The 12896-nt window shown below is 68.6% G+C and carries 13 protein-coding genes and 1 riboswitch; of the genes, 8 read left to right on the forward strand and 5 right to left on the reverse strand.

Annotated features, from left to right (window positions below; translation table 11 throughout):
* Nucleotides 1–6: 6 nt before the first annotated feature.
* The 4 genes from M9799_RS12040 to M9799_RS12055 all read right to left on the reverse strand — a co-directional run bounded on the left by M9799_RS12040 (nt 7) and on the right by M9799_RS12055 (nt 2517).
* Nucleotides 7–681 carry a DUF799 domain-containing protein gene (locus tag M9799_RS12040; protein ID WP_231041916.1) on the reverse strand — a complete coding sequence of 225 codons (675 nt, stop codon included), beginning with the start codon at nt 679–681 and terminating at the stop codon, nt 7–9.
* 1 nt (nt 682) lies between these two features.
* The gene (locus tag M9799_RS12045; protein ID WP_231041917.1) at nt 683–1051 is read right to left on the reverse strand and encodes a DUF4810 domain-containing protein; all 369 of its coding nucleotides are present in this window, start codon (nt 1049–1051) and stop codon (nt 683–685) included.
* 11 nt (nt 1052–1062) lie between these two features.
* Nucleotides 1063–1752 (reverse strand): CsgG/HfaB family protein, encoded by a 690-nt coding sequence (locus M9799_RS12050; protein WP_231041918.1) that lies wholly within the window; start codon nt 1750–1752, stop codon nt 1063–1065.
* Nucleotides 1753–1857: 105 nt separating this feature from the next.
* Nucleotides 1858–2517, reverse strand: a complete 660-nt coding sequence (locus M9799_RS12055; RefSeq protein ID WP_231041919.1) for a TetR/AcrR family transcriptional regulator — start codon at nt 2515–2517, stop codon at nt 1858–1860.
* A gap of 156 nt (nt 2518–2673) precedes the next feature.
* Here M9799_RS12055 and M9799_RS12060 point away from each other — a divergent pair, with 156 nt between their 5' ends.
* The 4 genes from M9799_RS12060 (at nt 2674) to M9799_RS12075 (ending at nt 7330) form a co-directional block, all read left to right on the forward strand.
* On the forward strand, nt 2674–4179 hold the full coding sequence (locus tag M9799_RS12060) for an AMP-binding protein (RefSeq protein WP_231041920.1): 1506 nt from the start codon (nt 2674–2676) through the stop codon (nt 4177–4179).
* A 22-nt stretch (nt 4180–4201) separates the two neighbouring features.
* A complete protein-coding gene (locus tag M9799_RS12065) occupies nt 4202–5179 on the forward strand; it encodes an NAD(P)H-dependent flavin oxidoreductase (protein ID WP_231041921.1) in 978 nt (325 codons plus the stop codon).
* A 32-nt stretch (nt 5180–5211) separates the two neighbouring features.
* Nucleotides 5212–6183, forward strand: coding sequence for a Bug family tripartite tricarboxylate transporter substrate binding protein (locus M9799_RS12070; RefSeq protein ID WP_231041922.1), 972 nt, complete (start codon nt 5212–5214; stop codon nt 6181–6183).
* Nucleotides 6184–6496: 313 nt separating this feature from the next.
* Nucleotides 6497–7330 carry an EAL domain-containing protein gene (locus tag M9799_RS12075; protein ID WP_231041923.1) on the forward strand — a complete coding sequence of 278 codons (834 nt, stop codon included), beginning with the start codon at nt 6497–6499 and terminating at the stop codon, nt 7328–7330.
* A gap of 27 nt (nt 7331–7357) precedes the next feature.
* Here M9799_RS12075 and M9799_RS12080 read toward each other — a convergent pair whose 3' ends face one another.
* Nucleotides 7358–8269: a LysR substrate-binding domain-containing protein gene (locus M9799_RS12080; protein WP_231041924.1), complete on the reverse strand. Its 912-nt coding sequence runs from the start codon at nt 8267–8269 to the stop codon at nt 7358–7360.
* A gap of 100 nt (nt 8270–8369) precedes the next feature.
* Here M9799_RS12080 and M9799_RS12085 point away from each other — a divergent pair, with 100 nt between their 5' ends.
* From M9799_RS12085 to M9799_RS12100, 4 genes are all read left to right on the forward strand, one after another.
* Nucleotides 8370–9353, forward strand: a complete 984-nt coding sequence (locus tag M9799_RS12085) for a Bug family tripartite tricarboxylate transporter substrate binding protein (protein WP_231041925.1) — start codon at nt 8370–8372, stop codon at nt 9351–9353.
* Complete coding sequence (locus M9799_RS12090; protein WP_231041926.1) at nt 9350–10528, forward strand: M20 aminoacylase family protein; 1179 nt, start codon at nt 9350–9352, stop codon at nt 10526–10528. The genes M9799_RS12085 and M9799_RS12090 overlap by 4 nt, the downstream gene beginning before the upstream one ends.
* A gap of 78 nt (nt 10529–10606) precedes the next feature.
* Nucleotides 10607–10843, forward strand: a riboswitch (cobalamin riboswitch).
* Between the two features lie 205 nt (nt 10844–11048).
* Nucleotides 11049–12275, forward strand: coding sequence for a nitrite reductase (locus tag M9799_RS12095; protein WP_231041927.1), 1227 nt, complete (start codon nt 11049–11051; stop codon nt 12273–12275).
* Nucleotides 12259–12888, forward strand: coding sequence for a precorrin-8X methylmutase (locus M9799_RS12100; protein WP_231041928.1), 630 nt, complete (start codon nt 12259–12261; stop codon nt 12886–12888). The genes M9799_RS12095 and M9799_RS12100 overlap by 17 nt, the downstream gene beginning before the upstream one ends.
* Nucleotides 12889–12896: the final 8 nt, after the last annotated feature.

A 12896-nucleotide genomic window follows, 5' to 3' on the forward strand; every position in this document is an offset into this window, starting at 1 on the left:
GGCCCTTCACGGCTTCCCGTGCAGCGGCGAGCGCGGCCCGAAGCGCAGGCCATCCGGTCCGCCCGCCGCCAGCAGCCGCCGGGTCGCGACGCCGGCAACGCCGTGCGCGGCCTCGGTAGAGGTCTGGATGATCTGGTTGACCAGTGCGGTGAGCAGCATGCTGGTCAGATTTCCCCCGGCACCGCTGCTGCCTTCCTTGCTCGAGGCCGAGGCCTGTCCCACCCAAAGCAGGTTGCCGGTGCGCAGGTCCACCAGCCGCGCCCGGGCGCTGACCACGGTGGCGCTGTCGATCACCTGGTAGGTGGTGCCATAGCGGTCGATCGTGATGTAGAGCGCGGCATCGGCGCCAAAGATCTCCCTGAGCCGCGCCGCCGGTACCGCATGGATGTCGGCAGCGATCTCAAGGCCGTTCTGACGGAAGGTTTCGTGCACCAGCGCCACGGGCATCACGTAATACCCGGCCTCGGCCAGCGGGTAGGTGGCATGCGACAGCACGCTGGCGCCGGCCTCGATTTCGGGCGAATCGTTGAGCGGGGGCAGCACCAGGATCGAGGCCGGATCGGCCGCGATGAAGGCGCTGTGGTCCTGGGTGCGTTGCGGCGCGGCGCATCCCGTGAGCCACGCGCACAGCAGCAGCCCGGCGCCTCCCAGCCAGGCGCGCCGAATACGATGTGCGGGCATGTCAGCCTCCCTTCTTCAGGTTGCCAATGAGGTAGTCGATGTACTGCGCCGATTCGGGGAACGCCGCCTTTTCGCTTTCCCAGGCGCGCAGCGCCTCATCGGTGCGGCCGGCATCGAGGTACAGCAGCCCGAGGTGCGCCTGGTAGCCTGGCGGCAGCGCCGCATTGCGCGCCCCGCTCTCTATCAGGCCTTGCTCCAGCGCCTGGATCTGCTGCGCGCGGGTCGCGCCCGTGCTGCGGAGATAGCCGTACACCTGGTTTTCGTAGCCATCCCACCGGTACAGCGGCTGCGGCGCACTGCTGGCGCAGCCCGACAGCAGCACGGCCAGGGCCAGCGTCGGGGCCGTCGGCATCAAGAGGTTCGCTCGCATGGCGCGGCCCTTCAACGCGCGGCGGAGGACAGCGCCGGCAGCGCCCCCGCATCGACGGCTTCGCCCAGGCGGTCCACGGCTTCGCGGATCGCCAGGTCCAGCACCTTGCCGTTGAGCGTCGAGTCGTAGCTGGCGGTGCCGCCGAAGCCGACGATCTCGCGGTTGGACAGCACGTATTCACCCGAGCCCTGCACCGAACGCACGACTTCGGACGTGCGGATGTCGACGATGTTCAGGCTCACCTTGGCATAGGCCACCTGCGCCTTGCCGCGGCCGAGCACCCCGAACAGCTGCCGGTCGCCGACTTCCTTGCGGCCGAACTCGGTGACATCGCCGGTCACCACGTAGTCGGCGCCTTTGAGTTGCTGCGCGGTGCCCTTCACGCCGGCCTCGAACCGCGTCTCGGCCAGGTTGTCGCGGTCGAGCACGTCGAAGCGCCCGGTCTGCTGCAGATGGCTGACGAGAAGGGTCTTGGCCTGGCTGCCCAGGCGGTCCACGCCATCGGAGAAGGCGCCGCGCAGATAGCTCGAGCGGTTGTCGAACCTGCCCACGGCAATGGGGCGGCGCACGCCCTGGTAGCTGCGGGCCGCGGCCTGGGTCTGGGTGACGGCCAGCGGCTGCGAGGTTTCAGTGGCGCAGCCGGCAATGAAGGCTGCGGGCGCGAATGCCGCCAGAAAAACAAGAGAAGAACGACGTTGCATGGCGATTCCAGCAGTGGACATGCATGGAATTTAAGCTTGTGAAAATTTATTGCAACATGGTTTTCGATAGTTCTGTGCTATTTTGTCGCTTGGCCACCGCTTTTCTCAAGGCACGCGCAATCCTGCAATGGCCGCCAAACAGAATTGGGTCATGGTCTCCACCTGATGGTCCAGCGTCCGCGAGCGGCTGGCCTTGACCGGCGCCGGGCGGCGGTGCGCGCGCAGCGTTGCCAGGCCGTGGATCGAGGACCAGAGCATCTGCAGCGCATCCGCATGCGACATCGCGCAGTGCTCCGGCGGCGGCAGCAGCGGCTGCACCACCTCGCAGAAGAACAGGTAGGAGGCACGGCCTTCCTCGACCAGCTCGGGGTGCTGGCCGCGCCGCGCCAGGCCCGGGCCCAGCATCAGCTCGAACAGCGGGCCGTTGGCCTGGGCGAATTCCACATAGCCGCGCACCAGCGCATGCAGCCGGCCGCGCAGGTCATCTGCCGGCAGCGGCGCCAGGTAGCCGCGGCGCAGCGCCACCAGCTGCCTGAAACCCTGGGCCGCCATGGCCGCCAGCAGGCCGTCCTTGTCGCCGAAATGGTGTGCGGGCGCGCCCACCGACACACCGGCGCAGCGTGCGATCTGCCGCAGGCTCAGCTGCTCGAGGCTGACTTCGCGCAGCAGCGCAATGCCCCATTGCACCAGCGACTCGCGCAGGTTGCCGTGGTGCCACTGGCCCTCGGGCTTGACGCGCGGGGCGCCGGATCTGTCAGCTTCCATGGAAATTTCTTGCACCCTTGAAGCCCCATGTTTGCTACTTTGTTAATAGCGGTAAACCAGGGAAGTCCCTAGCATCCAGGGGATGGCCGCGGCGCATTGTATGGGGTAAATTGAACACTGTTCAAATCATGGCGTCTGGGCGCGGCGCGCAAGAAAATGGTTCCCTCCCTGGTTTTCGGCGATCAGCACTGGAGCAGGCCCGAGCTGGCGCTGCTGGCCGAGCGCATCTCGCGCAGCCTGAACGCGCTGGGCGTGGGGGAGGGGGACACCGTGGCCGTCATGCTCAGGAACAGCCCGAGCTATGTCGCCACCGTCATCGCCTGCAAGCGCGCGGGCGTCTACCTGGTTTCGCTCAACTGGCACTTCAAGGCGGGCGAGGTGCGGTTCCTGCTCGAAGACAGCGGCGCCCAGGTGCTGGTGGTGCACGAGGACCTGGTCGAGCCCATCCGCGCCGGCGTGCCCGCGGGCGTGGCGCTGCTGGTGGCGCCGCTGCACGAGGATGCCGAGGGCGTGGCGACCCAGGAATGGCCGGCGCCGGGCCAGCAGGGCGAGCCGCTGCCCGACAGCCCGCGCGTGCCCTTCAATTCCGTGGTCTATACCTCCGGCACGACGGGCCGGCCCAAGGGCGTGCGGCGCCTGCCGGTGGCACCCGAGGCGCGCGCGCGCGTCGATGCCGAAGCAGCCCAGGTGGCGAAAACCGTCTACGGCACCACGCCCGAATCCGTGGCGCTGCTGAGCGCGCCGATGTACCACAGCGCGACGATGTCCTTTGCATCGCACGCCTGCGCGGTGGGAGCGACACTGGTGCTCGAGCCCGGCTTCGACGCCGAGCGCACGCTGCAGCTGATCGAGCAGCACCGCGTCACCCATGCCTACCTCGTGCCCACCATGTACCAGCGGCTGCTGGCGCTGCCTTCGCAGGTGCGCGCGAAGTACGACATCCGCTCGCTGGTGCAGGTGTCCTCCACCGGCTCGCCCTGCGCGCGCGGACTCAAGCAGCGCATGATCGACTGGCTCGGCCCGGTCGTCACCGAGGCCTATGGCTCGAGCGAGGCCGGCTACACCACCTTCATCACCGCCGGAGAATGGCTGGCCAAGCCGGGCTCGGCAGGCCGGGCGCTGGGCAGCGCGCAGCTGGCGATCGTGGGCGAGGGCGGAGAGGAACTGCCGCCCGGCGAGATCGGCCTGATCTACGTGCGCCAGCCGGCCATGCCGGATTTCACCTATATAGGCCGTGAAGAAGACCGGCGCGGCATCAGCCGCGATGGCCTGGTCACGCTGGGCGACATGGGCTTCATCGACGAGGACGGCTACCTGTTCATCTGCGACCGCAAATCCGACATGGTGATCTCCGGCGGCGTGAACATCTACCCGGCCGAGATCGAGGCCTGCATCCTGGCCATGGACGAGGTCGGCGACGTTGCGGTGTTCGGCATCCCCGATGCCGAGTTCGGCGAGGCGCTGGCCGCCGCGGTGCAGCTCAAGCCCGGCCGTACGCTGGATGCGGCCACCATCGGGCAGCGCCTGCGCGAGAAGATTGCCAACTACAAGATTCCGCGCACCATCACCTTCCACGACGCCCTGCCGCGCGAGGACACCGGCAAGATCTTCAAGCGGCTGCTGCGCGAGCCCTACTGGGCCGGCGCAGACCGCCGCATCTGAAAACCCACATCACAGGACTCCCATGGCACTGCCCCCCGCCCTCAAAGACAAGCTGCGCCTGCCGCTGATCGCCGCGCCGCTGTTCATCATCTCCACGCCGGAGCTGGTCATCGCCCAGTGCAAGGCCGGCATCGTCGGCTCCTTCCCGGCGCTCAACGCGCGGCCCGCGGACCAGCTCGAGGTCTGGCTCGAGCGCATCACCTCGGAGCTGGCGGAACACGACCGCCAGCATCCCGACAAGCCCGCGGCGCCCTTTGCCGTCAACCAGATCGTGCACCGCAGCAACGAGCGCCTCGAGCAGGACATGGAAGTCTGCGCGCGCTTCAGGGTGCCGATCATCATCTCCTCGCTGGGCGCGCGCAAGGAAATCAACGACGCGGTGCACGCCTGGGGCGGCATCGTGCTGCATGACGTCATCGACAACCGCTTTGCCAGGAAAGCCATAGAGAAGGGCGCCGACGGCCTGGTGGCGGTGGCGGCTGGCGCGGGCGGCCATGCGGGCGCGCAGTCGCCCTTTGCGCTGCTGCAGGAAATCCGCCAGTGGTTCGACGGCCCGGTGGCATTGTCCGGGTCGATCTCCAGCGGCCGCGCCATCCTCACGGCGCAGGTCATGGGCGCGGACCTGGCCTACATGGGATCGGCCTTCATCGCCACGCAGGAGGCCAACGCGGCCGAGGGCCACAAGCAGATGATCCTCGACAGCACGGCCAATGACGTGGTCTACACCAACCTGATCACCGGCGTGCACGGCAATTACCTCAAGCCCTCGCTGGCGCGCGCCGGGCTCGATCCGGACAACCTGCCGCAGGGCGAGGCGCGGCAGATGAACTGGGCCGCTGGCACCTCCAAGCCCAAGGCCTGGAAGGACATCTGGGGTTGCGGGCAGGGCATCGGGGCGCTCGCCCAGATCCAGCCCGCGGGCGCGTTCATCGAGGAGCTGGCGCGGCAGTACCGCGCGGCCTGCGCATCGACGCAGCAGCTGGTGGCCGCGCACGCCTGAACTTTTCTAGCGACAACAACGGGAGACGAGACATGGATTCCAAGCGCAACGTTCTGAAGATGATGGTGGCCGCCGGCATGGTGGCGGTATCCGGCCTGGCGCTGGCGCAATCGGGCAAGCCGGTGCGCATGGTGCTGCCGCTGGCGCCAGGCGGCGGCTCCGACACCGTGGGCCGCGCCGTGGCCAACGAGATGAGCAAGTCACTCAACGTCACCATCGTGGCCGAGAACAAGCCCGGTGCCTCGGGCACGCTGGCGCTGGGCGACGTGGTGCGCGCGCCGGCCGGCAACCCGACCTTCGGCCTGCTGCTGGGCTCGACGGTGGCCATCGTGCCGCATCTGATGAAGGTGCCCTACGACAGCGTCAAGGATGTCAAGCCGGTGGTGCAGCTGGGAACGACGCCGCTGGTGCTGCTGGTCAATGCGAACCATCCGGCAAAGAACCTGGCCGACTATGTCGCGCTGTCCAAACGCAATCCGCAGAGCTTCGGCTCCTACGGCTCCGGCACCGCCAGCCACGTGGTGGGCGAAGCCTTCAGCAGCGCCGCCGGGCTCAAGCTGGTGCATGTGCCCTACAAGGGCACGGCACCCGCGCTCAACGACCTGATGGGCAGCCAGGTGGATTCGGTGGTGGCGGACTTTGGCGCCGCGGGCCAGCACCTGGGCAAGGACGGCAAGCTGCGCGCGCTGGCCGTGACCGGCGCCACGCGCTCCGAGGCCTTCCCCGATGTGCCCACCTTCGGCGAGCAGGGCTTTGCCTCGATGAACGAACTCGTGGGCTGGATCGGCTTCGTCACCTCCGCCAACACCTCCAATGAACAGGTGGCCGCCTGGGGCAAGGCCGCCTCGGATGCGGTGCGCGTGCCCGAGGTGCGCCAGCGCCTGGTCACGCTGGGCTACAGCCCCACGGGCACCTATGGCAAGGACTTCGAGAAGATCGTGGCCGATGACCCCGCACGCTGGGGCGCGCGCATCAAGGCGGCGAAGATCACGCTCGAGAACTGAGCTCCCCCGGCAAGGCGCGGTGCGGGTCCAAGCAGGAGTCCTGGGCTTGCTGCTTGGATCCGCACCGCATGGAAGATGCCCTGGCGAAGGCACCGGCGAAGGGCCTGTCGGAAGGCGTGTTCCATTGCAGCCAATGCTAGCTTCCACGCTGCAGGAATCCAAAGAAGAAGATTGCATTAGATAGCGCCCGATCGGCATATGGCGGCATATTCGTAGGCCGGTGCGCCATGTCGACGTAGGGGCGGCAATTAAAGTGAATCAGGATGAAAGTGAGGCGTTACATTGGTAGCATTCCGCCCTGCGCCCTATCGCCATGCACTTGCTTCCCACCACCCCGGCCCCCGCGTCCTTTCCCATCGATTTCATCGCGCTGAGCGGCACGCCGCAGGATTGCGAAGACTGTGCCAGGGGGGAGCGCCTACCCTTCCGGTTCGACTTCGCCTACCAGCCCATCGTGGACCTGGCCAGCCGCACGGTGTTCGCGCACGAAGCCCTGGTGCGCGGCCCCGGCGGTGAAGGCGCGATGACAGTGCTGTCGCAGCTCGACGAGAAGAACTGCTACCGCTTCGACCAGGCCTGCCGCGTCAAGGCCATCAAGGGCGCGGCCGAGCTGGGCATCGGGCAGGCGGTGTCTATCAATTTCCTGCCCAATGCGATCTACAAGCCCGAGCTGTGCATCCGCACCACGCTGGCGGCGGCGAAGGCGCATGGCTTTCCACTCGACAGGATCATCTTCGAGGTGACCGAGGGCGAGCGCGTGAAGGACGGTCCGTGGTTTGCCGAGATCCTGCGCGAGTACAAGCGCTGCGGCTTCAAGACCGCCATCGACGACTTCGGCGCCGGCTACGCCGGCATGAAGCTGCTGGCGGACTTCCAGCCCGACATCATCAAGCTGGACATGGACCTGATCCGCGACATCGACACGCACCGCGCGCGCCAGGCCATCGTGCGCAGCCTGGTGCGCCTGTGCGAGGAGCTGCGCATCCAGGTCATCGCGGAGGGCATCGAGACCACGGCGGAGCGCGACTTCCTCTGGGATACGGGCATCCACTTGATGCAGGGCTACCTGTTTGCCAAGCCAGCCTTCCGCGCCATAGGCCGGGTGCCGGACGCGGCATTCGACGTGGGGATGCGCCGCGCCGCCTGAGCCAGCGGCTTGGCGCAGGGCGCGGGCCTAGACCGCCGTGGCCGCGCCCAGGTGCACGCTGGCCTGCTCGTCGAGCCAGCGGGCGAACCTGTCCCGGGCGGCGAAGGACGGAACATCGCGCTTGCTGCAGATGAAATAGCCGCGCCCGCAATAGACATCGATGTCGAAGGGCATGACCAGCTCGCCGAGCTGCAGCTCGCGCTCGACCACGCAGCCCGGCACCACCGCGACGCCCATGCCGGCCTTGGCGGCCACGATCAGATGCATCGTCAGATCGAAGCCCGGCCCGAGCCGCGGCGTGCAGGGCGCGCCGGCCTTGGCGAACCAGCGCTCCCAGTTGTCCGGGAAGTTGGTGTGGTGCAGCAGGCTGGCGTGCTGCAGGTCCTGCGGCGTGCGAAAGCCCTGGCTCAGGCGCGGAGTGCACACCGGAATCAGCTCGCGCCCGAGCAGGTAGCGCGTGTGGATATGGTCGGGCCAGCGCCGGCGCGGCCTCTTGACCTCTATCCACAGATCGACGTCGTCGCGCGTGAAATCCTCGTCGTGCTTGAACTGGCGCAGCTCCACGCTGACATCGGGATGGCGCGCGTTGAAGCCGGGCAGTCGCGGCATCAGCCACTGGATGCCCAGCGTGGGAATCACGCTCAGCCGCACGCGCTGGGGCTGCGCCTGCTGGCCCATGGTCTCGGCCGCCGATTCAAGCGCCAGCACATGCCGCTCGGTGAGCTTGCGCAGCTGCACTCCGCGTGGCGTGAGCGCCACGCCCGTGGCCAGCCGCTCGAACAGCCGTCCGCCGGCCAGATGCTCCTCCAGCCGCTTCACCGCGCGGCTCACCGCCGCCTGCGTCACGCACAGCTCCTCGGCGGCGCGGCGAAAGCTGCCCTGGCGACAGACCGCGAGAAAGGCATGCAGCTCGACCAGCGAGGGGGAATGGATCTTCATGATGCGGCGATTACATCATGTCATCGCTCTGGATGAAATTGTCGTTTGCCGGCGCGCTGCGGCGTTCATACCATCGCGCCATCTTCATCGAGGCAAACCCATGCAATTCAACCGACGCGAATTCGTAAGCCTGGCGGCAGCCGGCACCCTGGCGCCGCTGGCGGCAGCACATGCCCAAGCCGCATATCCTTCCAAGCCGATCACGCTGGTCGTGCCGTTCACGCCGGGCGGCTCGGTCGACAATTCGGGCCGGCTGATGGCCGACCGCCTGAGCCGCGAGCTGGGCGTGCCGGTGGTCGTCGACAACAAGGGCGGCGCCGGAGGCACCATGGGCTCGGTCCATGTGGCCAAGGCGCGCCCCGATGGCTACACGCTGGTCGTGACCTCGCAGAGCACCCATGTCGTGAACCCGGCGGTGAACCCGAACCTGCCTTACGACGCGGTCAAGGATTTCGCGCCGATCACGCTGATCGATCGGCTGGCGAACGTGCTGCTGGTCAACGCCGACCTGCCGGTGCGCAGCTTCGCGGAACTCGTCAAATATGCCCAGGCCAACCCCGGCAAGCTGAACTACGCCAGTGCCGGCACCGGCTCGGTCTCGCACCTGAGCATGGAACTGCTGAAGACCCAGGCGAAGCTGCCGATGACGCACATCCCGTACCGCGGCGCCGGCGTGGCGGTGACCGACCTGATCGCCGGGCAGGTGCAGCTGACCTGGAACAACCTGTCGTCGAACCTGGGCAACATCCGCAACGGCAAGCTGCGCGCGCTGGCCGTGGCCGCGCCGCAGCGCGTGCCGCAGCTGCCCGACGTGCCGACCTTTGCCGAACTCAAGCTGCCCGACTTGAACCTGACCTCCTGGACCGGCCTGGCCGCGCCCGCCAACACGCCCCCGGCGATCATCGAGCGCCTGTACCAGGCCACGCGCAAGGTGCTGCAGGACCCGGCGACCCAGGCCACCTGGGTGGAAAAGGGCATGATGGTCCCCGAAGACGTCACGCCGCAGGCCTACCGCGCGGAGATTGCCGAGCGCATCAAGTTCTACCAGCGCATCGCCAAGGCCAACAACATCGTTCTCGAATGACCCAGTACACCCGCATCGAGCAGCTGCTGCCCTACGAGCAGGAGCTGGTCGCCATCCGCCGCCATCTGCACCGCCATCCCGAGCTGGCCTTTGCCGAGCATGGGACCTCCGATTTCATCGCCGGCAAGCTGCAGGAATGGGGTTACGAGGTCACGCGCGGCCTTGGCGGCACCGGCCTGGTCGGCACGCTGCGCGTGGGGGAGGGCGCGCGCCGCCTGGGCATCCGCGCCGACATGGATGCGCTGCCCATCGAGGAGGCCACGGGCGCGGCGCACGCGAGCTGCGTTCCGGGCCGCATGCATGCCTGCGGCCATGACGGCCACATGACGATGCTGCTGGGCGCGGCCAGGTACCTGGCGCGCCAGCGCCGCTTCAGCGGCACGCTGCACCTGATCTTCCAGCCGGCCGAGGAGCGCGGCTTCGACAGCGGCGGCAAGGCCATGGTCGATGCCGGCCTGTTCGAGCGCTTCCCCTGCGATGCGGTCTACGCGATGCACAACCATCCCGGCATTCCCCAAGGACGGTTTCTGCTGCGCAGCGGCGCCTTCATGGCCGCGGGCGACCGGGTGTTCGTGAAGATCATCGGCGTCGGCGGCCATGCGGCGCGCCCGCACCTGGCCGTGGATCCGCTGGTCGCGGCAGCGGCCATCGTCACCGCCTTGCAGACCGTGGTGGCGCGCAATGTCGATCCGGCGGAATCGGCGGTGGTCACCGTGGGCCGGCTGCGCGCCGGCGATGCGCTCAACGTGATCCCGGCCGAGGCCGAGATCGGCATCAGCGTGCGCTCGTTCTCCCCGGAAATGCGCGCGCTGCTCAAGGAGCGCATCTGCGCGCTGATCGCGGGCGTGGCCGAGGGGCATGGCTGCCGCGCGGAGATCGACTATGTCGAGGGCTACCCGGTGGTGGTGAACGACGCCGCTGCCGTGGAGCTGGCGGCGCAGGTGGCGGCCGATCTGGTGGGCGAGGAGGGCGTGGAACGCGACTTCCCGCGCCTCATGGGCAGCGAGGACTTCGCGTACATGCTGCAGCGCTGCCCGGGCGCGCTGGTGCGCATCGGCAACGGCCCCGCGGATGGCGGGCGCGGCCTGCACAACCCCAGGTACGACTTCAACGACGTCAACCTTCCCTATGGCGCGGCTTTCTGGAGCCAGCTGGCCGAACGCTTCCTGCGCTGAGCTCCCGCGCCTAGCCGGCCGCGCCTCGCCGGCCGCGCCTCGCCGGCCGCGCCGGGCGCAAGCTGCCGACATCGCGTAAAATCCGCCCCGATCACAGGTGTTCCATGGCGCATTGCGCGCCTGGAATGAAACGGGAAGCAGGTGCGTGGACATGCCACAAAGCCTGCACTGCACCCGCAACGGTAATCAGAGTGCCTCGATGCACGCCCCGGCCCCACGGCCCGGGCAGCCACTGCGCAAGCGGGAAGGCGTGTCGAGGCTTCGGCCCCCGGGTTGAGCTCTGCGAGTCCGGAGACCGGCCTGGTGTGAACCCAAGGCGCAGCGGGAATGCAGTAGCCTGGTGACCGGCTGCCCGCAGCCGCGCCCCTCGATTTCTCTCCCTCTGCACTATTCATCCATCCGGCCCGGGAAGCGGCCCGACTGACGATTGATTTTGCATGCAGCAAGCATCTGGCTGTCCGTCCGCATGGGCAGGACCTGCGCCGGGCGTCGATACGCCGCACGGCGCGCCCATTTCCCCATGACGCAGTCCATCCAGGTCCAGGGCTGGTGCCCCACTGCCTGGCAGCCCATGCGCGCGCAGGACGGCTGGATCGTGCGCGTGCGTCCGCACTGCGCGGCCGTCAGCGCCGCGCAGTGGCGCGTGCTGGCGGTATCGGCGCTGGCGCATGCGCATCCGCAGATCGAACTGACGCGGCTGGGCAATGTGCAGCTGCGCGGCGTGGGCACGGCGCAGCTGCCGGTCGTGCGCGCACGGCTGATCGAGGCCGGGCTGGTGCCTGCCGACGCCGATGCCGATCTCGCGCCGGCGGTGCATTGCACGGCCCTGTACCGGCGCGGTGATGCCACCCATGCGCTGGCGCGGCAGTTGTCGCAGGCCGCGATCGAACACCTGAGCCCGGCGGCGTTGGCGCGTGCCGGCCTGCAGGCGCTGCCCAGCAAATTCGGGCTGCTGGTGGACGATCCGGCGCGGCGCATGCAGAGCATTGGCGCGGACCTTCAGCTCTGGGTGGACCAAGATGCGGGTTACGGCCTGGCGTTGGGCGGTACGGCGCAATGGCATGGCTTTGCGCGCGCCGAAGAGGCCGTGGATGCCGCCGTGCAGCTGGCTCTCTGGTTTGCGCGCGAACGCATGACGACGGCGCCCGCGCCCACGCGCTTGCGCGGATTGCTGGCCCAGCGCACGCCGCAGGTAGGGGCGCCGTTGCACGCGGCGCTGATGCAGCGCGCCGATCCCTTGCTCCCCGGCCCGCATGCCGCCCATGGCCAGGTGCTGGGCGCGCCGCTGGGCCGCATCGATGCCGCGGCCATGCAGGAGCTGGCAAGGCAACTGCCCGCGGATGCCGAACTGCGCGTCACGCCCTGGCGTTCGCTGCTGCTGGCCGATCGCGCCATCACCCCGCTGGATGCTGCGCACTGGATCACCCGTCCCGATGACGCGCGCCTGCGCGTGTCCGCCTGCACCGGCGCGCCGCGCTGCACCCAGGGCCTGGTGGCAGCGCAAACCCTGGCACTGGCGCTTGCCGGCGATGTGCCGCGCCACCGGCATCTGCATGTCAGCGGCTGCGCCAAGTTCTGCGCGCTGCCTGCCGAAGCCTCGGCCGTGCTTTGCGCGGGCCCCGATGCCGGTGGCAAGGCGCTGCTGCATATCAGCCGCGGCAATGCGCCCCGCACCCCGATTTCCTCCGTGGCTGCCGACAGAGCGCCAGCGGAGATAACAAGACTGCTCCATGACCCATACCTATGAAACGCGCGGTGAAGAGATTTACCGGCAATCCTTTCGCATCATCCGCAGCGAGGCCGATCTGGCGCGCTTCACTCCGCTGGAAGAGCGCGTGGCGGTGCGCATGATCCATGCCGCGGGCATGGTGGAGCTGGCCGCGCATATCCATTTCTCGCCCGATTTCGCCGCCGCCGCCGAGGCCGCGCTGCAGCGCGGCGCGCCCATCCTCTGCGATGCGCGCATGGTCAGCGAAGGCATCACGCGCAAGCGCCTGCCGGCCGGCAACGAGGTGGTCTGCACGCTGCAGGACCCGCATGTACCGGCGCTGGCGGCGCTGATCGGCAACACGCGCAGCGCCGCGGCGCTGGAGCTGTGGCGCGACCGGCTCGGTGGCGCGGTGGTGGCCATCGGCAATGCCCCGACGGCGCTGTTCCATCTGCTCAACATGCTCGAGGACCCGGCCTGCCCGCGCCCCGCGGCGATCATCGGCTGCCCGGTGGGTTTCGTCGGCGCGGCGGAGTCCAAGGACGCGTTGCGCGAGTGGGGGCGCATTCCCTTTGCCATCGTGCAGGGGCGCCTGGGCGGCTCGGCCATCACCGTCGCCGCGGTCAATGCGCTGGCCTCGCCGGCCGAGTGAGGAGCAGC

The sequence above is a fragment of the Comamonas endophytica genome, from assembly GCF_023634805.2.
Taxonomy (GTDB): domain Bacteria; phylum Pseudomonadota; class Gammaproteobacteria; order Burkholderiales; family Burkholderiaceae_C; genus Comamonas; species Comamonas endophytica.